The 23,475-nt window shown below is 33.0% G+C and carries 21 protein-coding genes; 19 read left to right on the forward strand and 2 right to left on the reverse strand.

From position 1 onward, the window contains the following. Nucleotides 1–235 precede the first annotated feature (235 nt). Together CW357_RS06005 and CW357_RS06010 are read left to right on the forward strand one after the other, a co-directional pair. Nucleotides 236–1,705 (forward strand): PAS domain-containing sensor histidine kinase, encoded by a 1,470-nt coding sequence (locus CW357_RS06005; protein ID WP_119414689.1) that lies wholly within the window; start codon nucleotides 236–238, stop codon nucleotides 1,703–1,705. 80 nt (nucleotides 1,706–1,785) lie between these two features. Continuing rightward, nucleotides 1,786–2,232: a MarR family winged helix-turn-helix transcriptional regulator gene (locus CW357_RS06010; protein WP_119414690.1), complete on the forward strand. Its 447-nt coding sequence runs from the start codon at nucleotides 1,786–1,788 to the stop codon at nucleotides 2,230–2,232. 353 nt (nucleotides 2,233–2,585) lie between these two features. Here the strand turns inward: CW357_RS06010 and CW357_RS06015 are convergent, their stop codons facing one another. Further along, nucleotides 2,586–2,777: a YkvS family protein gene (locus CW357_RS06015; RefSeq protein ID WP_119414691.1), complete on the reverse strand. Its 192-nt coding sequence runs from the start codon at nucleotides 2,775–2,777 to the stop codon at nucleotides 2,586–2,588. Between the two features lie 260 nt (nucleotides 2,778–3,037). On the opposite strand from CW357_RS06015, the gene CW357_RS06020 reads away from it, so the two are divergent. From CW357_RS06020 to CW357_RS06040, 5 genes are all read left to right on the forward strand, one after another. Further along, the gene (locus CW357_RS06020) at nucleotides 3,038–3,226 is read left to right on the forward strand and encodes a hypothetical protein (RefSeq protein ID WP_119414692.1); all 189 of its coding nucleotides are present in this window, start codon (nucleotides 3,038–3,040) and stop codon (nucleotides 3,224–3,226) included. A gap of 91 nt (nucleotides 3,227–3,317) precedes the next feature. Continuing rightward, entirely contained in the window at nucleotides 3,318–3,497 is a 180-nt protein-coding gene (locus tag CW357_RS06025) for an aspartyl-phosphate phosphatase Spo0E family protein (RefSeq protein ID WP_119414693.1), read from the forward strand. Between the two features lie 287 nt (nucleotides 3,498–3,784). Further along, nucleotides 3,785–4,645 (forward strand): NAD(P)-dependent oxidoreductase, encoded by an 861-nt coding sequence (locus tag CW357_RS06030; protein WP_124217591.1) that lies wholly within the window; start codon nucleotides 3,785–3,787, stop codon nucleotides 4,643–4,645. 262 nt (nucleotides 4,646–4,907) lie between these two features. Continuing rightward, nucleotides 4,908–6,218 (forward strand): MFS transporter, encoded by a 1,311-nt coding sequence (locus CW357_RS06035; protein ID WP_124217592.1) that lies wholly within the window; start codon nucleotides 4,908–4,910, stop codon nucleotides 6,216–6,218. Between the two features lie 70 nt (nucleotides 6,219–6,288). Next, on the forward strand, nucleotides 6,289–7,194 hold the full coding sequence (locus CW357_RS06040; RefSeq protein ID WP_124217593.1) for a chemotaxis protein: 906 nt from the start codon (nucleotides 6,289–6,291) through the stop codon (nucleotides 7,192–7,194). Between the two features lie 67 nt (nucleotides 7,195–7,261). Here CW357_RS06040 and CW357_RS06045 read toward each other — a convergent pair whose 3' ends face one another. Continuing rightward, entirely contained in the window at nucleotides 7,262–7,732 is a 471-nt protein-coding gene (locus tag CW357_RS06045; protein WP_124217594.1) for a YkyB family protein, read from the reverse strand. 144 nt (nucleotides 7,733–7,876) lie between these two features. Between CW357_RS06045 and CW357_RS06050 the strand changes: the two genes are divergently transcribed. The 12 genes from CW357_RS06050 to CW357_RS06105 all read left to right on the forward strand — a co-directional run bounded on the left by CW357_RS06050 (nucleotide 7,877) and on the right by CW357_RS06105 (nucleotide 23,466). Next, the gene (locus CW357_RS06050) at nucleotides 7,877–9,415 is read left to right on the forward strand and encodes a Ppx/GppA family phosphatase (RefSeq protein WP_124217595.1); all 1,539 of its coding nucleotides are present in this window, start codon (nucleotides 7,877–7,879) and stop codon (nucleotides 9,413–9,415) included. Nucleotides 9,416–9,418: 3 nt separating this feature from the next. Then, nucleotides 9,419–11,530, forward strand: coding sequence for an RNA degradosome polyphosphate kinase (locus CW357_RS06055; protein WP_119414699.1), 2,112 nt, complete (start codon nucleotides 9,419–9,421; stop codon nucleotides 11,528–11,530). Between the two features lie 237 nt (nucleotides 11,531–11,767). Continuing rightward, nucleotides 11,768–13,765, forward strand: a complete 1,998-nt coding sequence (locus CW357_RS06060) for a GGDEF domain-containing phosphodiesterase (RefSeq protein ID WP_119414700.1) — start codon at nucleotides 11,768–11,770, stop codon at nucleotides 13,763–13,765. A gap of 200 nt (nucleotides 13,766–13,965) precedes the next feature. Continuing rightward, complete coding sequence (locus CW357_RS06065; protein WP_119414701.1) at nucleotides 13,966–14,202, forward strand: short-chain dehydrogenase; 237 nt, start codon at nucleotides 13,966–13,968, stop codon at nucleotides 14,200–14,202. A 146-nt stretch (nucleotides 14,203–14,348) separates the two neighbouring features. Further along, nucleotides 14,349–14,792, forward strand: coding sequence for a cyclic-di-AMP-binding protein CbpB (gene cbpB, locus CW357_RS06070; RefSeq protein WP_119414702.1), 444 nt, complete (start codon nucleotides 14,349–14,351; stop codon nucleotides 14,790–14,792). Nucleotides 14,793–14,919: 127 nt separating this feature from the next. Continuing rightward, nucleotides 14,920–15,816 carry a LysR family transcriptional regulator gene (locus CW357_RS06075; RefSeq protein ID WP_119414703.1) on the forward strand — a complete coding sequence of 299 codons (897 nt, stop codon included), beginning with the start codon at nucleotides 14,920–14,922 and terminating at the stop codon, nucleotides 15,814–15,816. A 62-nt stretch (nucleotides 15,817–15,878) separates the two neighbouring features. Continuing rightward, nucleotides 15,879–16,592 (forward strand): 2,3,4,5-tetrahydropyridine-2,6-dicarboxylate N-acetyltransferase, encoded by a 714-nt coding sequence (gene dapD / locus CW357_RS06080; RefSeq protein ID WP_119414704.1) that lies wholly within the window; start codon nucleotides 15,879–15,881, stop codon nucleotides 16,590–16,592. Between the two features lie 14 nt (nucleotides 16,593–16,606). After that, complete coding sequence (locus CW357_RS06085) at nucleotides 16,607–17,731, forward strand: N-acetyldiaminopimelate deacetylase (RefSeq protein WP_119414705.1); 1,125 nt, start codon at nucleotides 16,607–16,609, stop codon at nucleotides 17,729–17,731. 146 nt (nucleotides 17,732–17,877) lie between these two features. Next, nucleotides 17,878–20,250 (forward strand): hypothetical protein, encoded by a 2,373-nt coding sequence (locus CW357_RS06090; protein WP_124217596.1) that lies wholly within the window; start codon nucleotides 17,878–17,880, stop codon nucleotides 20,248–20,250. Next, nucleotides 20,247–21,182 carry an ABC transporter ATP-binding protein gene (locus CW357_RS06095; RefSeq protein ID WP_119414707.1) on the forward strand — a complete coding sequence of 312 codons (936 nt, stop codon included), beginning with the start codon at nucleotides 20,247–20,249 and terminating at the stop codon, nucleotides 21,180–21,182. Before CW357_RS06090 ends, CW357_RS06095 begins: the two co-directional genes overlap by 4 nt. Continuing rightward, entirely contained in the window at nucleotides 21,179–22,024 is an 846-nt protein-coding gene (locus tag CW357_RS06100; protein WP_124217597.1) for an ABC transporter permease, read from the forward strand. The genes CW357_RS06095 and CW357_RS06100 overlap by 4 nt, the downstream gene beginning before the upstream one ends. Before the next feature lie 11 nt (nucleotides 22,025–22,035). Then, nucleotides 22,036–23,466: a hypothetical protein gene (locus tag CW357_RS06105; RefSeq protein WP_124217598.1), complete on the forward strand. Its 1,431-nt coding sequence runs from the start codon at nucleotides 22,036–22,038 to the stop codon at nucleotides 23,464–23,466. Nucleotides 23,467–23,475: the final 9 nt, after the last annotated feature.

Raw genomic sequence — 23,475 nt, forward strand, 5'->3', positions numbered from 1 at the left:
GTAATATATTGAATATTTTACATCAAACTATTAGAATAATAGATAAGATACAATTTAAATATACAATAAGTAAAAATTCCTATTCTAAATAAAGGAAAGTTGTGGAATAATCTGAATATTAGAACAAATATATATACAGACATTATTATTATAATGAAGTTAAAAAGATTGTCATAGTTTTTGGACAAGATTCATATTATGTTGATTAAAAAAGAAGGGCTTGGTGATTATCTAAATGACTAGGGAAATTTTTCAAGCTTTTGATTTTTCGTTTGAAGATTGTGAAGAACCAATCGTAATTTTGGATCATAGATATCATGTACTGTATGCAAATGACTTAGCTTTAAATCTATTACAAATCGAAGAAGATGTTAATATAACTAGTTGGTTTAGTATAGAATCCCTTAAAACATGGAAAAAGATGATTGAAAATGCTAAAACTCATTCGTATATAGCTGAGAAAATGACAATTGATACGATTTACTACAAAATTGAGGATATGAAAGTAACTAGCTACTATTCAGATGTATACGATTGGATTTTACTATGCTTTCATTATTCAGAAGCACCTTCTAAAATTGAAAAACATTATGATATCGAAACAAAATATAAACGAGTATTTGATCAACCTGGAAACGGCTTTATCTTAACAGATAAAGAAGGTAAAATCATAGAAATAAATGAAATGGCTGAAAGACTTCTTAACATAACGAGTAAAGGATTTATAGGACAATACGCAAAGATACTTCTAACATTATTTCCAAAGGATAGAAATAAAATTCGACGCTTTTTCAAGAAATTATTTGATACTGGGAAAGCTGAAGTGACCATTCAGGTACCAACAAAAGAAGGCATTCGCTATGTCCAACTAATGAGCAATTATGATTGTTTAGCAGATATTCACCTTACCATTTTACGTGATGAAACTGAGAAGAAAATGATGATTAAGCAAATAGAACATCAGCAAACACTCCAAATGATTGGTGAGATGGCAGCAAGTATCGCACACGAGATTAAGAATCCGATGACTTCGCTAAAAGGTTTTACAGATTTGATGAAAATGACTGCAACTGATGAAAATAAACGCTATTTGTCTGTTATTGACAGTGAAATTCAAAGAATCGAAAACATTGTAAATGAATTTCTAAACCTTTCTAAGCCTGGAGACTATGAAATGAATGTTATTTCCATTAGAGAACTGCTTAAGGAAACAATAGAGTTAATGCAGCCTCAAGCATTAATCCATAATATTCGTATAGAGTTTGAAGAAAGTAACTTAGGTGAAGATCATATCTTAGGAAACAAACATAAGATGAAACAAGTATTTATTAATTTACTAAAAAATGCAATAGAAGTAATGCCTACTGGAGGGAGTATTAAGATTAATTGTAGCTATGATTATCAAAACCAAGTAACAATCACTGTTCAAGATGAAGGAACTGGAATGTCTGAGCAACAATTGCAAAATATTTTCATGCCATTTTACACAACAAAACCAGAGGGTACGGGTTTAGGGTTACCATTTGTTGTAAAGACGGTAGAGGAGCATAATGGGGAAATTTTCGTGACAAGTAAAGAAAGAGAAGGAACAACTTTTGAAATCGTATTTCCTGTTGTGGTTAAAAACGAAAAAAGCCAAGTAGCTGAAGAAAAAATGAGTTTTAGCAATTTACAAGTTCAGAAAAATCTCTATTATCCAGTTTGAGGAATGCTTCTTTGACAAAGCTTCTGATGTATCGCTATAATTATTTTTAATTAACATAAAGAATATAGAGGATGAATATTATGGCAACAGAAGAAGTGAAACAATCATTAAAATTGTTTATTGTTCTTTCAAGAGCAAATAAGGCAATTCATGAATGTACGAATCAATTCTTCCAAGAAAATGGCTTAAACCCAACTGAATTTGCAGTATTGGAATTACTTTACCATAAAGGTCGACAACCACTTCAAAAAATTGGTAGCAAAATATTGTTGGCAAGTGGTTCTATTACATATGTAATAGATAAATTGGAGAAACGTGGATACTTAGCTCGGATATCTTGTCCATCTGATCGTCGTATTACATATGCAGAGATTACAGATGAAGGTAGCAAATTTATGGACGAGCTTTTTCCAAGACACGAACAGCAGTTGTATAACTTAACGAGTGCTTTATCTCCCGAAGAAAAGGATCAAGCAATCGAATTATTAAAAAAACTCGGATTATCCATTAAGGATTTATCGTATTAAAATGAAAGTGAGTGATGAAGATAAAATCATCACTCGTTTTTTATTGAGCTATAAAAGTAATTATATGGTTTCCATGAAAATGTTAACTAAGAGGAATTAAGTTTAAAATTCTTTTAAGTGGTAATAATAGGAATAATAAGGTATTATATTTCTTAGTCCACAAATAAAAATATAAAAATTGCAATACGATAATGATTTTAAAATTTTTTTCGTTAGCTCCTACAGAGCAACTAAAAATCCAAAAAATGCTACCTATTATTTAAACAGGTAGCATACTGGTTTTTGCTATAAATAATCTCTACGAATTTAATCGAGCTGATGATGAGATAGTATGTATGACGTAGATTTTTTCGCTATTTTTCGGCAGCGTTTGCTAAAATTTTATAGCGTTTATGATTTACTACAGTTCTTTCTTCCATGTCGAATTGGTTAAAATTCTCCATGTAAGTAAGATTAACAATTACTGAGTTTTCATTAACTTTTTCAACGATTCCTTGAAGACCATCACCAAATTCAATGATATTTCCAACTTCAGCTATTTTCATAAAATTCAGCCCCTTTCATTTTCTAATACTTTACAGTTTGCCTTAAATTTGTTCAACAGTAAAGTAATATATGTATAGAAGATGAATTTTATTTTTGAAATTGAATTTTATATGAATGATTGTTCTTTATTTCAAACATTTATGGTTAAACCGATAAATATCCATACGTAAATCAGGATAAAAAGGATAAAATGGCTGAATGAAAAGGGGAATAATATAAGCACAGTAAAAATAAACAAAGGAAAAAGGAAGTCTTTACTATGAATGATTATAAAAATAAACTTGAAGAGCTTAAAAACGGTACAATTCAAGAAATTAGAGTTGATAAACATGAATTTTATGAGCTTAGAGAAGAACTTGTTAAAAGAGAGGATTTCAAACACTTTAGAGGAATTGCTCATCAAAATGGCAATATTGTTTATGTATATTTAAAAGAAGCAAGAAGTTAACATGTCGAATAATGTCGGAAATTTCATATCCGAAAAAGTGGAAATAATAGTATAATAATGAACATGAATTTTACTGAAAGGAGGATGGTGTATGTCTGAATCCATCTTAAAAAAGTTGGAAAAAACAAGAGAGAAAATGATTCGCTCTGGAATTGAGAACGGTTTTTCAAATGTTGAAACCATCCGCTTAAGTAAAAAGCTAGATCAATTATTAAATGATTATCAAATGCAAAATAATAAAAAATTTAATGATTATACTATAAAAAATTGATGTGATAAAACATTGAACCGTTCTAACCATAAAACTAGATATTTATTTCTTTAAATTAAGGTATAAATATTTTAAAGGGTGGAATAGTACTAAAGAACACAGTAACAATCTCATTTCCCCCTTTCTAAAGCAGATACAGATTGTATCTGCTCTTTTTTTGCCATACAACAAAAATTTTGCTAAAAAATCATGATATAATATGCATGTTGTTAGTGGATTTTTAAAGGAAACACTTTTAAAAATCAGAAAATTCTTTTTATAGTATCTATATCATTGGAGGGTTCTTTATGTCATCAATTGGTTTTATCGGTACAGGTGTGATGGGTGCTAGCATTGTTAAGCATTTATTAGCCGCAGGTCATGAGGTACATATATATTCTCGTACAAAGGCAAAAGCAGAGTCTTTAATCCAGTTAGGTGCAAAATGGTTTAGCACAGCAGGAGAAGCAGCGAAAGAATCAGAAGTGATTTTTACTATGGTCGGATATCCACAAGATGTAGAAGATGTATATTTTGGAGATCAAGGTATTTTCGCTATGGCTAAGCCTGGAGCAATTGTTATTGATATGACGACTTCACAACCAACATTAGCGATAAAAATTGCAGATCATGCAAAATCTTTGCGAATAGATGCCCTTGATGCGCCAGTCTCTGGAGGGGATATTGGAGCTCAAAACGGTACGCTATCAATCATGGTAGGGGGAGAAAAAAGCGTATTTGAAAAAGTAATTCCTTTACTTGAGGTATTTGGAAATAATATCGTATATCAAGGACAAGCAGGAGCAGGACAACATACTAAAATGTGCAACCAAATTGCTATTGCAACGAATATGATAGGGGTTTGTGAAGCCATAGCATATGGAAAGAAAGCTGGATTAGATATAGATACCATGTTAGAATCCATATCTGCAGGTGCTGCAGGATCATGGTCATTAAGTAATTTAGCACCACGGATGGTAAAGGGAGATTTAGAACCTGGATTTTATATAAAGCATTTTATAAAAGACATGCGTATTGCATTAGAGGAAGCTGAAATAATGAAACTTGAGCTACCTGGGCTTGCATTAGCAAAAAAAATGTATGATGAATTATCTGCTAGAGGTTATGACAATAATGGCACGCAAGCTTTAATTGACTTTTACAAGTAATTTGGAGCAGTGTGAAAGCGTCACCTTAGTAGAGAACAATTACTAGAAGAATACTTAAAACAAAGCCACGAAAATTTTACTTATCGTAAAAACTTTTGTGGCTTTTTATTTTTTAAATAGATTTTGTTCTATAGATTATAGAAAAAATAAAGAAATAGAATTGTGAAATTCAGTTGTGTAAAACATTGTTAAGAATATGGATGAAATAGGATTTTTCATCTATAGATGGAATATTATAAATGTGAGAGAAGGAGGAAAGAAGATGAATCAATTTCGATCACAAAATTCGCGTAGTACGATTGCGATGTTTTTATCGTTACCTATTTTGTCATGGGCATTTTATGATTTTGCAAACACCATTTTCTCTTCGAATATTAATACAATTTTTTTCCCTTTTTACATGGATGAAACACTTGGTACTGATGAAGTAAAGCAACAAGTTGCTAGTACTTTTATATCCTATGCGAATGCCATCGCAAGCTTTTTCTTAGTAATCTTCTCACCGCTATTTGGAGTTTGGATTGACCGTACAGGTAAGAAAAAGAAATTTATCGTTTTATTTGCCTCCATTTCAATCCTTTTCACCTTTTTGATGGGGGTTTTTAGTTTCCTAAATTTAGGATTATCGAAGGATGGCATTCCTATTACTTTATTTTTAGTAGTTGTTAGTTTTGTAATCGCTAAATTCTTTTTCAACTCTAGTCTAGTATTTTATGATGCTATGATGCCCGATTTAGGAACAAAAGAGGAAATGCCTTTAATCTCTGGATTTGGAGTCGGCATTGGCTATTTAGGAACGTTATTTGGTTTACTTGTTTATCTTTATGTTGGTGATTCCCAGTTTCACAATGCGTTTATACCAACAGCCGTTTTATATTTTCTTTTTTCTTTGCCTATTTTTTTCTTCAATAAAGACCATCCAATTGCTAAAAGTGAAAGAAAAAGTGGTTCATTTTTCGAGGGCTACAGAGAAATTATTGCAACGTTCAAAGATATGAAGCAATATAAAGCGATATTTACTTTCATGATTGCTTATTTTTTTATAAATGATGCTATCGCTACAACCATTGCTATGATGGCTATTTATGCAACAGCAATAGTCGGATTTACATCTAGTGAGTTTATACTACTATACTTAGTGTCTACAGTTTCATCAATAATAGGATCTTTTCTATTTGGTTATATAACGAAAAGAATTGGAGCTAAACCTGCTGTTACTTGGGTATCGCTCTTGATGATCGTGGCATTAAGCATTGCTGTACTAGCACTAGAGCCATGGATGTTCTGGATTGCTGGAAGTTTGTTTGGTATTTCTTTAGGCTCAATGTGGGTTACTTCCAGAACATTAATCATAGAATTATCTCCAAAAGATAAACAAGGACAATTCTTTGGGCTGTTTGCTTTTTCAGGAAAAGTGTCCTCTATTATCGGACCAGCTATTTATGGGACTGTGACTTTATTACTAAAGGATTACGGGACGATTGCAAGTAGGATTGCGCTAGCTACTTTAATCGTTATGACAATAATCGGATTGATATTCCATACAAGAGTTCGGACGAATGTCACGAATTGATATATGATCAATCATTCAATTATGATACAATTAAAGTAATAAAGTAGTAGTTTTTCAGGAGGGTAAATGAATGAATGAGAATAAGGGGATTTTACTAGAGAGTGGAACAAACGAACTTGAAATTGTTGAATTTGAAGTTGGTTCAAATAAATTTGGAATTAATGTTATTAAAGTAAAAGAAATTATCCAACCAATACCTGTAACGTTCATTCCTCATGCACACCCACATGTAGAAGGTATTATACAATTACGTGGTGAAGTATTGCCAGTTGTGGATATGAAGAAAGTTTTGGGATTAGTGAATACAGCCTACAGCGAGCAACAAAAATATATTGTTGCAGAATTTAATAGACAACGTGTTGTTTTTCATGTAGATAATGTTACTCAAATTCATAGATTCTCATGGGACCAAATTGAAAAACCAACAGAAATCTATCAAGGCGGTAATTCACAAGTGATTGGTGTCATTAAACGAGATGACTTCATGTTATTGTTGTTAGATTTTGAGAAAATTATGGTTGATATTAATCCTGATTCAGGTATAAATATAGCATCTGTAAAGAAACTGGGGAAAAGAGAGCGCTCAGAAAAGAAAATTATTATTGCAGAAGATTCACCGCTCTTACGTAAATTACTGCATGATACAATGCATGAAGCTGGATATGTAAATGTTGAGTTTTTTGAAAATGGGAAAGATGCATTGGATTATCTATTGAGTATTGCCGATAAAACAGATAATATCAGCGATTACGTACAGTTGATGGTGACAGATATTGAAATGCCACAAATGGATGGACATCACTTAACAAGACAAGTAAAATCAAATCCAATCTTAAAAAAATTACCAATCATTATTTTCTCAAGCCTAATTACAGATGATTTACGCCATAAAGGTGAAGAAGTCGGTGCTGAAGATCAAATAAGTAAACCAGAGATTGCGGAGTTAATACTAAAAGTGGATGAATATATTCTATAATAAGTTATAAGTGAAAAACCGGATGTCAGCATTTAGCGGATTCCGGTTTTTCTGTAATAACATTACATTAATGCCCGTAAAAATAACTGTTTTTTTTAAATCTTTCGTGTTTCCTTTTTTCTTCGTAAATTTTTCTAGGTGTTAGTCTAGATTTATTTGTTGATTGTTCAGAACATTCTAAATCTAAATAATCCTTTAATATGCTCTTAGCTAAATTGAGACTCATCTTCCTACGAGGGTTTCTATATGTGTCATCAAGATGTCCTAAGTGTGGTAGTTTTTTAAAGTCTTCTTTTTTCGGTAATGTGTGGAAATAATAATCAGAACATTTTATCACTACAGCGGATTGTTGTTGACTATAACGTGGATTTTTTACAAAATGCAGCCCTAACTTTTTGGCATGACCAGTATGAATCATTTTCTCTAGAGCTAGGCGTTTTAATGTGTAAAGTGGTTGATTGTCGAGAGCGGTTTTTGCATGTTTATTTACCGTATAAATAGCAGTAGCAATTTCGATATCTTTATGCTGATTACTCATAGAAAACCTACCTTTCTTTTATAAGAAAATAATAAGTAATATTGAATGTGGGAAGATTCTGACCATTCAATCTATAATATACTATGATACCAATATTACACCACGATGTATATAGAGAGTGGTGAAAACAAAGGATGTGATTTAGTGAAAAATGATCAAATAGCTGTTATTGATATTGGTTCAAATACAATTAGACTAGTTTTGTACAAGTATGATGTAAAGCGTGGATTAAAAGAAATCGAAAATATTAAAGTTGTTGCTCGATTAAGAAACTATTTATTGGCCAATGGTCAATTATCTAATGATGGTATCGAAAAGTTACTAAATGTTCTAGATACATTTAAAATGATGTTACATGACTATGGTATAACCAATGTTCTAGCAACTGCAACAGCTGCGGTTCGCCAAGCTACAAATGGACCTCATATACTTATGAAGATAAAAAAGGAGATTGGCATTGATATTAGGTTATTGTCTGAAGAACGGGAAGCTTTCTATGGTTACTTAGCTGTTGTGTATTCGTTATCAACACCATCTGCAGTTACGATCGATATGGGGGGAGGGAGTACGGAGGTTACGCTTTATAAAGATAAAGAGCTTATGTATTCGTATAGTTTTCCCTTTGGTTCTGTATCGTTAAAACAGCAGTTTATGAAAGACGATACATTAACAAGTGAGGAACGAAATAGCATTTACCAGTTTGCAAAAGAACAGTTTTCTTCTTTAAAGTGGTTACAAGGGCTTAGTCTACCTGTTATTGGAATTGGTGGAAGCGCACGTAATATGGCTAAAATAGACCAACATAAAAAGGGCTATCCTATTTCTGGTATTCATCAATATAAAATGAAAAAAGAGGATTTTGATGAGATTCGAGTGAAAATTGCTGGACTAAGTTACGAAGAGTTAAAACAACTTGATGGTTTATCAAGTGATCGAGCGGATATCATTGCGCCGGTACTAGAAGTTTTTCAAGCATTGATGGATGTTGTAGGAAGTCCAATTTTTCAGTTTAGCCGTAAAGGTCTTAGAGAAGGTCTAGTAATCGAAAAAATAATAAAGGAGAACCCGAAAGCTTTTGACAAACATCATGTTTCAGAATACAATGTGAAATTTTTGGCGGAAGAATTTGGAAAGTCTAAAGAAAACAATGAATATTTTACGTCACTTTGCGAAAAAGTATATCAAGAATTTTGCCGGTTTAGTATTTTACAGTTTTCAAATGAAAGCTTGGCGATGTTGAAACAAGCTGCAAAATTATTTTATCTAGGGGAATATATTGAAGCAGATTCAGCGAGCCAACATACATTTTATTTACTGTCTAATCGTTCAATTGATGGTTTAAATCATAAAGATCGGATACGTTTAGCGTTATTAGCTTCATATAAAAACAAAGAGGACTTTAGAAGATATGCTGCTCCATTCTTGTCGTGGTTTACAAAAGATGAGTTAAAGCAAATTCAAGGACTAGGGTCCCTACTGAAGTTCGTCTATGCACTAAATGCATCTAAACGGAAAATTGTAAAGGACGTAGTTATTAGGCGAAATGCACAAATAATTGATGTATTCATCTATACAAAAGGAAGTGCATTAGCAGAAATCTATAAAGTAAACCGGCAGAAAAAACATATTGATAAACTTTTTATAGAGGATGTTAACTTACATTTTATTGAAGGGGAAGGTTAAGGTATGGAAGCTACAAAAATAGATTATACAGAAATTGCAAAACCACAATATTATAATAACCGTGAGCTTAGCTGGCTGGCGTTCAATGAGCGAGTTCTTCAAGAAGCAGAGGATACAAATAATCCATTATTAGAGCGATTAAAATTTTTAGCTATTTTTAGTTCTAATTTAGATGAATTCTTTATGGTTAGAGTAGCTGGATTGCAAGATCAAGTTAGAGCTGGTTTTCATAAACCAGAAAATAAGTCAGGGCTTACACCTAAAGAACAATTGGCTCGAATTTTAGAACGTACACAAGCATTAGTTGCTCGTCAAACAGAAGTATATAAAGATTTGGTATTAAAGCAACTTCCTAAAGAAAAAGTATACTTACAGAAAAAAGAGAAACTAAATAAAGAACAAGAATCGTTTTTGAATGAATACTTTGAAGAGATTATCTTTCCTGTATTAACACCTGTAGCAGTAGATGCATATCGACCTTTTCCAACATTACTAAGTAAAACGATGAATCTAATCGTGCAGTTAGAGCATGAAGTAGCTGAACCTGAATTTCGAGAAAAAATAGCAGTCGTACAAGTACCATCTGTATTAGAACGCTTTATCCAGCTTCCTACTGCCAAAGATGAAATTCGTGGAGTTCTATTAGAAGATGTAATTATTTCAAATATCGATAAACTATTTTTGGGATATAAAGTGAAATCTGTTCAGTCTTTTCGGTTGACAAGAAATGCAGATTTAACAATTCATGAAGAAGGGGCACGGGACCTTCTTGTTGAAATTGAAAAAGAGTTAAAAAAGAGAAAATGGGGGGCTGTTAGCCGAATCGAAGTCCGTTCAGGCGAGATGAATCAAGATGTTTTACAATATTTGTTGAAAGTTTTAGAAGATTGGGAAGCAGATGTTTATAGTGTAGATTGCCCTTTAGATTTAACATTCTTATTCTCTTTTTGTAAGGCAATCAGTGAAGGAAGAGAGTATTTAGAGTATGAGAGCTTTATCCCACAAGCGCCATTAGATTTGCAATCCGACGAGAATCTATTTGAAAAGGCATTGACACAAGATTTGTTTTTCCATCATCCATATGAGTCATTTGCGCCAATTGTCGACTTTGTAACAGAAGCTTCTGTTGACCCAACAGTTCTTGCGATTAAACAAACTTTATATAGAGTGAGTGGAAACTCACCTGTTATCCAAGCCTTGAAGCAAGCAGCTGAAAATGGTAAACAAGTGACTGTTTTAGTTGAGCTGAAAGCAAGATTTGATGAAGAAAATAATGTACATTGGGCGAAAGAATTAGAACAAGCAGGTTGTTTAGTGATTTACGGGATGCATAATTTAAAAACTCATTCTAAAATTACACTAGTCGTTCGAAAACGCCAAGGTAGGATTGAACGATTTGTCCATTTAGGAACGGGAAATTATAATGATGCAACGGCAAAAGTCTATACGGATATGGGGATTATCACCACAAATAAAAAAATTGGTATTGACGCAACGAACTTCTTTAACTATTTAAGTGGGTATACAGAAAAACCAAATTTCCATCATCTTGTTGTATCTCCATTCGATATTAGAAGTGAGTTTATCAAGTTAATAGATGAAGAGATTTTATGCCATAAAAAGTTTGGCAAAGGACATATTCGCGCGAAGATGAATTCTTTAACCGATAAAGAGTTAATCATGAAATTGTATGAAGCTTCAATTGCCGGCGTCCGTATTGAGTTGGTTATTCGTGGCATTTGTTGTTTAAGACCAGGAATACCGGGCATTAGTGAAAATATTACGGTCATCAGTATAGTTGGTAGATTTTTGGAACATTCGCGAATTTACTGGTTCCATCATAATGGAGAAAATCGTTTATATCTATCCTCTGCTGATATGATGACAAGGAACATGATTAAACGTGTTGAGATTCTATTTCCGATTTTTGATACAGAGATAAAAAAACGTATTATGAAGATATTAGAAACTGAATTAGAGGATAATGTAAAAGCTCGTGTACAAGGGGCAGATGGCGTATATCGATATAAGGAAAAGAAAAAATCTGATGCTAGGATTAATAGCCAAGAGATTTTCTTGAAAGAGGCTTTCCATGGGTTAGTTGATGAGGAATAGAGCTAGTGGCGTCTACCTATTGGCATGATTTCTAGTTAGCCTTTATTAATAAGAAGATCTGTTTTAGTGGGTTCTAAGTTATAATTATTATAAATAAGGTCTTAATACCTAAAATCAGCGAGTGCTTTTTAGGTTATTTATATTAAAAGATTAAAAAATAAGTCTAATTTTTATATGAATTCTCATTGAAATCGATTATCATAGGAATATAGTTTATGTTTTCATTGGAGGCATGACATGAAAGGGACAACTTTAGACCTTACGACTTTGCATAATATGGCTAATTATTATAGTGAGTTAGATACAAATGCATTTAGTTTCGTAATTCATCGCATGGCAGATACATATTCTGTTGTTTTTGTGAATGATAGATGTAAAAAGCAGTTTGGAAATCTTCAAAAAGAACATCAAATTGCAAAGGATTATTTACCAAAAGATATTTGGTTACCATTAAAGACATTGCTAGAAAATACACAAAGCAATATCGTAACAAAACAACTTGGAGAAAATTATAAAATCACATTATTAGTAGTTCATGAAGAAAAAAATTCTTACTATTTTTGTGCCTTAAATAATACAAAACAAGCCTCACCTTCTGTATTGTTTGAACATAATTTAGATCCAATTATTACGATTGAGGCTAATGGTACTATTATCAATGCTAATCATATAGCGAACGGAAAATTTGGTTACAAAAGTTCTAACATAAATGGTAAGTCCTTTTATGAATTCATCTCGGTATTTTCAAAAGAAACTGTGCAAAAGTTCATTAAAAATACGGTAAAGTTGCAAAAGCCAATTGAACTAGCGGAATGTGGTTTTAAAACAATCGATGGGAAAACATTAAATATATTCGCTAAGAGTATTCCGATAATCGAACAACAACAAGTAAGCAAAATATTGTTAATATTACGAGATATCACACCTTATAGCTTGGAAAATTCATGTGTTACGTATCTAACTTATCATGACCAATTAACTGGGGTATGGAATAAGAAAGCACTAACCAAGCATTTTCAAGATTTTGTAGAAACAGCTAAGCAAAGAAAAAATAAAGTAGCAATCATGTCCATTGATCTGGAACGTTTTAAGAAGATTAATGAGACGTATGGATCTGCTATTGGAGATGCTATTTTATGTGAAGTGGTCAATCGTATCTCTAGATTAACTAGTGAGTCTAGATATTTATATAGATTAAACGGTGATAATTTTATTTTTGTTATTCAAAACGCTACGAAAGAAGAGATAAAATCTTATGCAATCCAAATCATTAATATTTTAAAGGAGCAGTTTATAGTAGAGGACTTAGAATTATCTATATCAGCATCTATAGGTATTGCGACTTTTCCAAATGATGGAGGAAATATTGATGAACTAATAAGAAAATCAAACCAAGCACAACTCTACGTAAAAGAAAAATTGCGCTCAGGATTTGATTTTTACCATAGTGATATGGAAGAGCAATTTCGAAATACGGCCCTCATGGAAGCACATTTACGTAGAGCAATTGAGAAACAAGAGCTAGAAGTATATTACCAGCCGCAAATTGAATTGGAAACTGGTAAAATTACAAGTTGTGAGGCATTACTTCGGTGGAAAAATCCAAAATTTGGATTTGTTTCTCCTGGACAGTTTATACCGATAGCCGAAGACTCGGGTCTCATAATTGAAATTGGTGATTGGGTAATAGAACAAGCTTGTAAACAGTTAAAAGAATGGAAACTTTGTGGCATTTCCAATATAAGAATAGCTGTCAATATTTCACCTAAACAATTCAGAGAAGCTAAGTTATCTTCTAAAATTTTCCAATATTTAAGTGAATATGATGTTAATCCTAAAATGTTGGAGCTTGAAATTACCGAAAGCTCGATGACAGATGCCGAAGATACTATGATCATATTAAAGCAGCTAAAAAGCATGGGGCTTATTATTTCAATTGATGACTTTGGTACAGGCTACTCTTCGTTAAGTTACATAAAAAGATATCCAATAGACATTATTAAAATTGATCAATCGTTTATAAGAGATATGGATAATGATGAAAAAGATAGAGCAATAGCCAAGACAATTATTCACTTGGCACATAGTCTTGGGTTAGATGTCATTGCAGAAGGTGTGGAAAAAGAAGAACATGTTGGATTCTTAAAGGATCAACAATGCAAAAAGGCACAAGGCTTTTTATTTAGTAAACCAGTTCCAATCGATCAATTGATGAAAAACATACCGTTATCCTAACTTATATATGAATTTAAAGACGATTTAAAGCTAATGAAATGGCTTTAGCCGTCTTTATTTTTTTTATTGTATTAACTCACCTTGATTATTTGGAGGAAAAACTTTGATAATTTTTAAATGTGCAATAATACAATATTTTTCATGAATAAAGTGGAATATAAAGTGGAATAATAAGCACTAAAAAAGAGAGAAGGTTTTCTATGGGCGTATGGACTTGGCCATTAATATTTGTTGTGATACTGATTAGTGCGATTTCTTTTATATGGACGTTAAAAATTGCAAAAAATCAAGGAGCACAAAGTGGACCTTATGATGAATCGTATTCGGAAACTGTAGAAAATAACCCAACAATGTTAAACCCCATTATTTGGTGTTATATTATTTCTGGTATTTTTATGGGGATTGTCATTATATATTATATTCTGCTCTATAGATAAGAATTGCGCTCATAGCATGGCAACTTTTTTAGAAATACGAAAAATGTAAATGCTTTCACGTACAGTATTGGAAATCTTTGAATACTATATGGTAAGATGAAATTGTAGTTTTGTTCGATTTTGAACAAGTGAAGGAGTAGAATACTATGATTTCTATGACTAGTAAAGATTTCCTTGAAACACCTATAGCAGATTTAATCATTTCTTCTGAAAAAGTTGCGCATGTCCAATTAGGAAATAGTGCAGAACACGCATTGCTTGTACTGACCAAAACAGGGTACTCATCCATCCCAGTACTTGATGCACAATACCGTCTACATGGTTTACTTAGTATACGCATGATTACAGAATCTATATTAGGGCTCGATCATATCGAATTTGAAAAACTAAACGAAATAAAAGTAAATGACATTATGGACACGAAAGTGGCGACATTAAATATTCATGATAAATTCCAAAAGGCTTTAGATCTTGTTATTAACCATGCGTTCTTATGTGTAATTGATGATGAAGGAAAATTCGTAGGTATTATGACGAGACGTGTAATTTTAAAGCAATTAAAAAAACATATTTATCAAGTAAATAATTAAATATGAAAATTAAGAAAAGGTCCTTATCAGGGCCTTTTCTTTTTGCTTTTAAGATATTTGGATTGAAAATTCATCAAATCTGTATGAAGATAAGTATAACTGGTTTTATGAAAAGGAGGTTCTTTGAATGACAACAACAGAAGCTCAGATCATCAAAGTGCTTTCTGAAGAAGGGAATATGCGAAAAGCTGCTGAACGATTATTCTTGTCCCAGCCAGCCTTATCCCAACGTTTACAATCCATTGAAAAAGATTGGAGTGCTCAACTTTTTATACGTTCACAAAAAGGATTGACACCAACACCAGCCGGTGAACTAGTTATTCAATACGCTATTGAAATAATTACAAAAAAAGAAGAAATTTATGAAAACATTCAATCATTAAATTCAAAGGTGCATGGTACATTGAAAATCGCTTGTGCATCTATTGTTGGCCATACGTGGTTACCAAAAGTATTAAAGGATTTTGTGACACAATATCCAGATGCCAAAATATCTCTTATAACTGGATGGAGTTCAGAAATTGTAAAATCACTTTACGATGGAGAAGCACATGTTGGGATTGTACGTGGCCACACAGATTGGAAAGGTGCCAAACAGCATCTTTTTCGAGATACATTATATTTAGTAGATACGGAAATAAATTCGATAGAGGATGTATATAAGACAGAAAGACCCTTTATCCAATTTAAGAGTGATTCGAATTATTATCAAGAAATTCAACAATGGTGGCAAAGACATTTTCCGTCCAATCCTCGTCACCAAATCACTGTAGATCAAATTGAAACTTGTAAACAAATGGCGCTGAATGGAATAGGGTACGCTATTTTACCATCCATTACATTAAGCGGAAAAGAAGAGGTCAATAAGATACCATTAACAAATAATGAAGAAGAATTTGAGTTAACCCGTGACACATGGCTAATTGGTTATGAGTCTTCATTTGAACTTAGACAAGTAGCAGCATTTGTAGAGCTTGTGAAAAAACATGCAGAATGTTTGTATGATTATTCAAAAAATAAATGAAATATTCTTGCTTTTCGTGTACAATAAGGGCATATTTTCAAATTTATAGGGGGAATTGTCGAATGCAAAAATTAAACGCGCAAGAAATTATTTCGTATTTAGCAAATGCTAAAAAAGCAACACCTGTAAAAGTCTATATAAAGGGTGAGAATGTTTCATCTTTAGCATTTGGAGAAAATAGTAAGGTTTTTGGTGAAGGCAATTCTATTGTAGTATTTGGTGAATGGGCTGAAGTACAACAAACTTTAGAAGCAAATAAGAATATTATTGAAGATTATGTAGTTGAAAATGATCGCCGCAATTCTGCTGTACCAACTTTAGATTTAAAGGGAATTAATGCACGTATTGAACCAGGTGCAATTATTCGTGACCAAGTAACGATTGGTAATAATGTTGTTATTATGATGGGAAGCGTCATTAATATCGGTGCTGAAATTGGTGATCGTTCAATGATTGATATGAATGCAGTATTAGGCGGTCGTGCTACAGTAGGTAAAGATTGTCACATTGGGGCAGGTGCTGTACTTGCAGGTGTGATTGAGCCACCTAGTGCAGATCCAGTAATAGTAGAAGACAATGTAATGATTGGTGCCAATGCAGTTGTATTAGAAGGCTGCAGAATTGGAGAAGGTGCTGTTGTTGCAGCTGGTGCGATTGTGACAAAAGACGTCCCTCCATATACTGTAGTAGTAGGTGCACCTGCAAAAGTTATTAAAGAAATCGATGAAAAAACAAAATCTAAAACAGAAATTATGCAAGATCTTCGTCAATTATAAGAGGGGTTGTTACGATGAAGTCTTTATTGGAAATCAGAAGGGATTTACATAGAATTCCGGAAATAGGCTTTCAAGAAAAAAAGACACATAGATATTTGCTCAATATAATTGAACAATTGTGGAAGCCATATTTTAAGATTGATACATGGAAAACAGGTATCATTGTTACAATTACGGGGAAAAATCCACAACTTAAAATAGGTTGGCGTACGGATATCGATGCATTGCCTATTAAAGAAAATACCGGATTACCGTATGAATCTGAGCATCCTGGTTTTATGCATGCATGTGGTCATGATTTTCATATGACAATTGCACTTGGATTAGTAGAAGCCTTTTCGAAAGAACAACCAGAAAATACGATTATCATCTATTTTCAACCAGCAGAAGAGGGACCAGGTGGGGCAAAACCAATGCTAGAGTGGATGCAGAAAGAACGTCCAGATTTAGTTCCTAACTATATTTTTGCAATGCATATTGCACCAGAATATCCAGTTGGTACGGTTGCTACACGTCCAGGAATGCTTTTTGCAAATACATCTGAATTATTCATCAATCTTCAAGGAGTTGGTGGTCATGCTGCATATCCTCACCATACAAAGGATATGTCGGTTGCAGCCGCAAATTTAATGTTGCAACTCCAAACGATTGTTAGTCGTAACTTAAACCCGCTAGATAGTGGAGTTATTACAATTGGCAAAATGACTTCAGGATATGTCCAAAATGTAATCGCAGAAAATGCAAGATTAGAGGGCACAATTCGTACAATGTCCGCAGACTCAATGTCGCTTATTAAGAAGAGAATAGAAGCGTTATGTAAAGCAACTGAAATTGCTTTCGAATGTAAAGTAGAAATTGACTATGGCTCTTCGTATTATCAAGTATATAACCAAGAACAATGTGCTAAAGCTCTATTAGCATGCGCTGAAGAAACTGAAGGAGTCGTACCTTATGAATGTCCACCTGCAATGACTGGTGAAGATTTTGGTTTCTTCTTAAAAGATATTCCAGGTGCCATGTTCTGGGGCGGTGCCAATACAGAATATGGATTACATCATGCTTCCATTCAACCTGATGAAGATTTGATCGAAGTAAATGTACGATTTGTTGAACGTTTTTTACGATATTATGGTATATAAAATTTAAAATAGTAAGAGCTGAAGGATGACCTTCAGCTCTTTTATTTTGTAGAAAAATGTAATTTATTATCGAATGTGCCAAAAATGGAACCTAATATAATGAAATTTCGTATTAGTATCAGAGAGAAGAAAAGGAGGCGTTTAATATGAAGCAGAGATTGTTGATACTTTTTACATGTGTGGTCTTATTTATAAATATTTTATCAACCTTCTCATTAGATGTATCGGCAAAATCCAATCTGACTGTTAAAGTGCATTCAGGATTAGACAATAAGGCGAAAGAAACAAAAGGTCTTCCTGTATTGTTGACTATAACAAATAAGGGGGATGCATTTTCAGGTGAGATTGTCATTGACAATGAACATGTATATAGTGGTGGAATGGGAATCGTTACACCCTTAGAAATCGGATCAAATGAAACGAAGTCTATTAAAATTATGCTAGATTATTTTTCAAACCAATATTCAAATAATTTAGGTAAAAATCAAATGATTCATATATATGAGGGTAATTGGAAAACAGGAAAAGAAATACGTTTTACCGGCGACGAGGAGATTAACCCTCGAGTTTATGATAGAAGTAATAATTTCATCTTAACTTTTACGAATAGCACTGACCGTTTATCTGCACTTTCATCGACTTCCTCAACTGATTCTACGGAAATTATTCATCTCGGTGGATTGAAACAAGATATAATACCTACAACTGCAAAGGGCTGGTCAATGGCAAATATAGTTGTTGTCGACGAATATTCAATTTCTTCTTTGAAGGAAGAAGAACAACAATCCTTGTTAGAGTGGGTAAAATTAGGTGGAACATTGCTAATTGGTGCATCTGACAATTTAGATGGGGAAATCGGAATATTCAAAGATTTTTTACCGTTATTCTTAAGCGATGAAACAGTTAAAACACAGTCTAAAGATATTCAGAAAAAGTTTAAAGATGTTAAGCTTTCTAATGAGATAGTTTCCTATAAAGCAAAAAAAGCAGACGCAGAAGTAAAAACTATTCTGGAACTAAATAATCATATTTTAGCTGCAAAAAGTGGTCTAGGAGATGGGCAAATTATTCAAACAGCTTTTTCATTGGGTGATGAGCCACTTTCTACAGAAAAAAATTATGGAGAATTATTGCAAAGAATTATTCCTTTCAATGCAATTAGTAATATTAATGCAAATTACCAATTTGCAAACTTTACAGAGGGGAATACTTCTGTGAATGAAATGTTCCCGACATTTCAAGTATCAACCTTACTGTTAATTATCATTATTGCGATTTATATTATCGTTGTTGGACCATTATTGTATTTTCTCTTGAAAAGGAAAGACAAACGAGAATATGCTTGGTGGATTATTCCTGCACTTTCATTGTTCATTTCTATTTTAGTATTTGGATATGGAGCAAAGGATCGATTATCAAAGCCACAAATCCAACAATCAGCTGTATATAAGATTGATGGAGACGATAGCTTGAATGGCTATTATATGAATTCGTTATTAACGAATAGCAGTGGTGATTTCACATTTACAACGCCAACAAATAGTACGTCAACATTGATACGTAATTTTAATAATGGAGGAACAATTCACAAACAAGGAATTTTAGAACATTATCAAAAGGAAAATAAAATTACAGTACTTAATAATCGCTATTGGTCTGTTTCAACAATTGCTGGGGAGATGCAAATGAGAAATGTAGGTAGTTTTGATATTGATATTGAAGTAGAAGACAGTGCGATCAAAGGAACTGTAAAAAACAATTTACCCTATACTGTAAAAGATTTATCAATATGGTATGGAAGCCAGTGGTTGAAGTTAGGTTCCATCAAACCAGAGCAAACGCTGAAGATTACCCAAACGTTTAATGGAGCTCTTTTATTGCCTGCAATGCCAATTTACTCAAATTATCCTAATCAAGTGAAAAATCAAGAAGATATCATGAATGGACGTAAGGAAATGTTAAAAAATGCTGCTTATGACTTAATCGTAGGAAAAGAGCAACCTGCACTCGTAGGATGGGTAGATGATGCTATTACGCCGATTTCTTTAAAAGACAGTAAAGCAGACATGTCAAATGTCAATTTGCTCGTTCAAAGTTTTAACCCAAAAACAAATTTAACAGGTGAGTTTGTATTACCAGCTAATTCTATGACTTACGATATCATTCCTACTTCTAATTCAGCTATGGCCGATAGACCTGAAAACAGTTCATCTTGGTACATTGAGGAAGGTACCTATGATTTCGATTGGGTGATTCCAGAAATGCTGCAAGATAAAAAATTCAAATGGACAGAATTACAGCTAGCTAATACAGATCCCAAAAATGTACAACTCCAGATTTTAAACGTAAAAACTTCAAGTTTTGAAGCTATTAATGATGGTAGGTTCACAATTACAAAAAATGTTAAAGATTATATTTCGGATGAGGGTCTTATCAAATTTAAACTTGATAGGAAAATGTCTGATGATCAACATACAAACATTCCTACTCTTCAATTAAAAGGGGAGGTTAAACAATGATAGAAATAAAAGGATTAACCAAAAAGTATGGCTCATTTTACGCCTTAAATGAGCTCAATCTCACTATAAAAGAAGGGATAGTTTTTGGATTTGTCGGTGCAAATGGAGCAGGTAAATCCACAACATTTTCAATATTGTCTACATTATTACAACCTACAGATGGAGAAGTGACTATTGATGGTATTAATATAATGCAAAATCCAGAAGAGATTCGCAAGCTAATTGGTTATATGCCAGACTTTTTTGGTGTTTATGATCAATTAAAGGCAGAAGAGTATTTAGATTTCTTTGGTTCTAGCTATGGTATTCCTGCTAAACAAAGGGAAAAATTGATCCCTCAATTATTAGAGTTAGTAAATCTGTCACATAAGCGTTATGAATATGTAGATGTGTTATCTAGAGGGATGAAACAACGTTTATGTCTCGCTCGAACGTTAATCCATGACCCGAAAGTTTTAATATTAGATGAACCTGCATCGGGACTAGATCCAAGAGCTCGAGTGGAAATGCGTGATATTTTAAAACAGTTGAAAGACATGGGGAAGACTATTTTGATATCTTCTCATATACTTCCAGAACTTGCTGAAATGTGTGATGAAATTGGAGTAATTGAACAAGGTAAGCTAATTGCACATGGTTCTGTAGCTGAAATTCAAGCACAACTTATGGGTGAAAAATATATTTCAGTGAAATACAAAGCTGGATATGACATGAAAATGGCGAAACAATACTTCGAGGAGATCCCGTTTGTCTCTTCTATTGAAATTATAGATTACAAGGTGAATTTCCGCTTTAATGGTACAGATGAAGATCAAATGAAATTGTTAAGGAAGATGGTTGAACATGAATTACCGATTCTTTCTTTTGGTGAGGAGGAAAAAGATTTAGAAGATGTCTTTATGGCAATTACAGAGGAGGTGGAAAAGGTATGAAATCCACATTTAATAATCCAGTCCTAATAAAAGAGTTAAAGCTTCGTTTTCGTTCGTTTAAAAGTTTTGCAGGAATCTTATTTTACCTTTTAGTTTTAAGTATCTTTGTTTTTGGGTTTATCTTTATTTCTACGAATTTTACTGGCAGTGGATTCATCAACCCTGAACAAAGTGTTATTTTGTTTGGCATGTTAACATATGTACAACTTGCGTTAATCTTATTTATCACACCCGGTTTAACAGCAGGAGCTATTAGTTCAGAACGTGAGAAACAAACTTTGAATATTTTACTAACAACATCTCAAAGCTCGTTCCAAATTATTTTTGGGAAAATGAGCTCATCTATAGTATTTCTGTTTTTGCTTTTAATAGCTGGGTTACCACTTTATAGTTTAGTTTTTCTTTTTGGTGGTATTTCGCCAGGACAATTATTAATCATTTTCGCTTATTTAATCGTAACTATGATAACGATTGCGAGTATTGGCATTATGTTTTCGACGCTAATTCGTAAAACGATTATTTCAATGATTACGACATATGGAGCAATGTTATTTTTGACGGGAATTACGGCATTTTTCTTTATGATTGGTATGAGCATGGTGCAAAACACTCCACCTTCGCAGATGAGTCCAGCACCTTTGACACATTTTTGGGCAATGATTAACCCAATCGCTTTAATGATGACATTAATCACTCCAGAAATGTCAGATTCCCTTTATGAGTTAACAAAAATTCATTTTCCAGTTTGGGCTGGATATCTGATTTTTTATACTTTGATTACTAGTCTTTGTTTATGGATTGCATTGAAAAAGCTTCGTGTAAATATGAAAAAGAAAAAATAGGGAGTGTGTAAATGAGCAAACGTAGTAGTCAAATAGCTAATGCTGTTCAAAAGGCTCGATATAGTATGCTGTTTGAGTATTTTTTGAAAAATAGTCAGCAAGTGATTGTCTATACCTTATTATTGGCATTTCTAATTTTGCTTCTATCTCGCTTTTTTGTCCTTCCTTTTTATCAAGAGATTGCAATGGGGGTAGCTGTTATAACATTTTTTATAGCAGCTTTCTATTTATGGTGCAAACGACCATCAAAAAAGCAATCATTAGATGTTCTGGATGAATATTTTCCAGACAACTTACTGCGTACAGTGTATTCGATAGAGGATGTAAATACACCTTTAGCACAAGAGTTAATAAAACGGACAGAGAAAAAAACAACAAGTGCAATATCTGAATATAAGAAAAGGCAAAAAAATTTATGGGATTTTAAGTTAATCATTTCTAGTACGGCCATTATTTTTGGGATTGCAATATTGTCCCTCTTTCCTTCTGCATCACAGCAACTTGCAAAGACTTTTAAAGAAGAAAAAATCATGATAGCAAAGGTGAAAAAGGATATTAGTGAAATAAAGAAAAAAGCACACTCAAAAGAAACAAAGAATGCAATTGAGAAACTTCAAAAGGATTTAAAAAAGTCAAAAACGACTGAAGAAACATTACAAGCACTAGTGAAAAAGCAAAAAGAGCTAGCACTAAAAAAACAAAAACTTGAGGAAAAGAAAGTTTCTAATGGAAAAGGATTATCAAAAGAGGAATTAGAACAGTTAAAAGATTTAAGGAAAACAACTACAACACTTTCAAAAAAAGTTTTACAAACCCAAAAAGTATTAAGTCAATCTGGAACATCAATCAGTCCAAGCTTACAACTTGCATTGAATCAGTCAGCACAATCAAATTCATCTCTGGCACAAAGTCAAAATTCATCTTCACCATCAAATGCCACCAATAACACAACAAGTAGTAATCAAAGCGGTGATCAAAATCAGTCACCTTTACGATCTGGTAACCAAAATAGCCAAACACAATCAAACGGTCAACAAAGTAGTAGTAACAATGGAAGTACTAATAATGGCACTAACAGTAACAGTGGTAGCAGCAGTGGAAATAGTAATGGAAGTGGCAACGGAAATCAAGGTAAAGGCACTGGCATTGGTTCTAGCGGTGTTGGTGCAGGTATAGGTAAAGGGAATAGGGATTTAATAGCTATTCCAAAACGCATGGGGGAAAAAGGAAAAACAACGATTGATAGTGGAAAGTTAAATGGAGGAAGCCCTCAATCTATACAAGAAAGTAATAATGCGAAAATTTCAAGAGGATCTGTCCGCTCATACAAAGAAGTGGTAGGCAATTATAAAGATTCTTATATGCAAACAACTGAACGTTTGCAACTTCCAGGAGAGTTGCATCAAATTGTTCAACAATACTTTTCAACCGTTGAGAAATAGTAGGGGGAA

Source organism: Rummeliibacillus sp. TYF005, assembly GCF_003844195.1.
Classification (GTDB): domain Bacteria; phylum Bacillota; class Bacilli; order Bacillales_A; family Planococcaceae; genus Rummeliibacillus.

What these genes read in the sequence shown, in the direction of transcription:
- CW357_RS06025 (WP_119414693.1), top strand. Translation starts at nt 3,318, where the DNA reads ATGTCTGAATCCATCTTAAAAAAGTTGGAAAAAACAAGAGAGAAAATG.
- CW357_RS06055 (WP_119414699.1), top strand. Translation starts at nt 9,419, where the DNA reads ATGGAAGCTACAAAAATAGATTATACAGAAATTGCAAAACCACAATAT.
- CW357_RS06005 (WP_119414689.1), top strand. Translation starts at nt 236, where the DNA reads ATGACTAGGGAAATTTTTCAAGCTTTTGATTTTTCGTTTGAAGATTGT.
- cbpB (WP_119414702.1), top strand. Translation starts at nt 14,349, where the DNA reads ATGATTTCTATGACTAGTAAAGATTTCCTTGAAACACCTATAGCAGAT.
- CW357_RS06065 (WP_119414701.1), top strand. Translation starts at nt 13,966, where the DNA reads ATGGGCGTATGGACTTGGCCATTAATATTTGTTGTGATACTGATTAGT.
- CW357_RS06105 (WP_124217598.1), top strand. Translation starts at nt 22,036, where the DNA reads ATGAGCAAACGTAGTAGTCAAATAGCTAATGCTGTTCAAAAGGCTCGA.
- CW357_RS06075 (WP_119414703.1), top strand. Translation starts at nt 14,920, where the DNA reads ATGACAACAACAGAAGCTCAGATCATCAAAGTGCTTTCTGAAGAAGGG.
- CW357_RS06045 (WP_124217594.1), bottom strand. Translation starts at nt 7,732, where the DNA reads ATGAGTAATCAGCATAAAGATATCGAAATTGCTACTGCTATTTATACG.
- CW357_RS06020 (WP_119414692.1), top strand. Translation starts at nt 3,038, where the DNA reads ATGAATGATTATAAAAATAAACTTGAAGAGCTTAAAAACGGTACAATT.
- CW357_RS06095 (WP_119414707.1), top strand. Translation starts at nt 20,247, where the DNA reads ATGATAGAAATAAAAGGATTAACCAAAAAGTATGGCTCATTTTACGCC.
- CW357_RS06090 (WP_124217596.1), top strand. Translation starts at nt 17,878, where the DNA reads ATGAAGCAGAGATTGTTGATACTTTTTACATGTGTGGTCTTATTTATA.
- CW357_RS06010 (WP_119414690.1), top strand. Translation starts at nt 1,786, where the DNA reads ATGGCAACAGAAGAAGTGAAACAATCATTAAAATTGTTTATTGTTCTT.
- CW357_RS06100 (WP_124217597.1), top strand. Translation starts at nt 21,179, where the DNA reads ATGAAATCCACATTTAATAATCCAGTCCTAATAAAAGAGTTAAAGCTT.
- CW357_RS06035 (WP_124217592.1), top strand. Translation starts at nt 4,908, where the DNA reads ATGAATCAATTTCGATCACAAAATTCGCGTAGTACGATTGCGATGTTT.
- CW357_RS06015 (WP_119414691.1), bottom strand. Translation starts at nt 2,777, where the DNA reads ATGAAAATAGCTGAAGTTGGAAATATCATTGAATTTGGTGATGGTCTT.
- CW357_RS06030 (WP_124217591.1), top strand. Translation starts at nt 3,785, where the DNA reads ATGTCATCAATTGGTTTTATCGGTACAGGTGTGATGGGTGCTAGCATT.
- dapD (WP_119414704.1), top strand. Translation starts at nt 15,879, where the DNA reads ATGCAAAAATTAAACGCGCAAGAAATTATTTCGTATTTAGCAAATGCT.
- CW357_RS06040 (WP_124217593.1), top strand. Translation starts at nt 6,289, where the DNA reads ATGAATGAGAATAAGGGGATTTTACTAGAGAGTGGAACAAACGAACTT.
- CW357_RS06085 (WP_119414705.1), top strand. Translation starts at nt 16,607, where the DNA reads ATGAAGTCTTTATTGGAAATCAGAAGGGATTTACATAGAATTCCGGAA.
- CW357_RS06060 (WP_119414700.1), top strand. Translation starts at nt 11,768, where the DNA reads ATGAAAGGGACAACTTTAGACCTTACGACTTTGCATAATATGGCTAAT.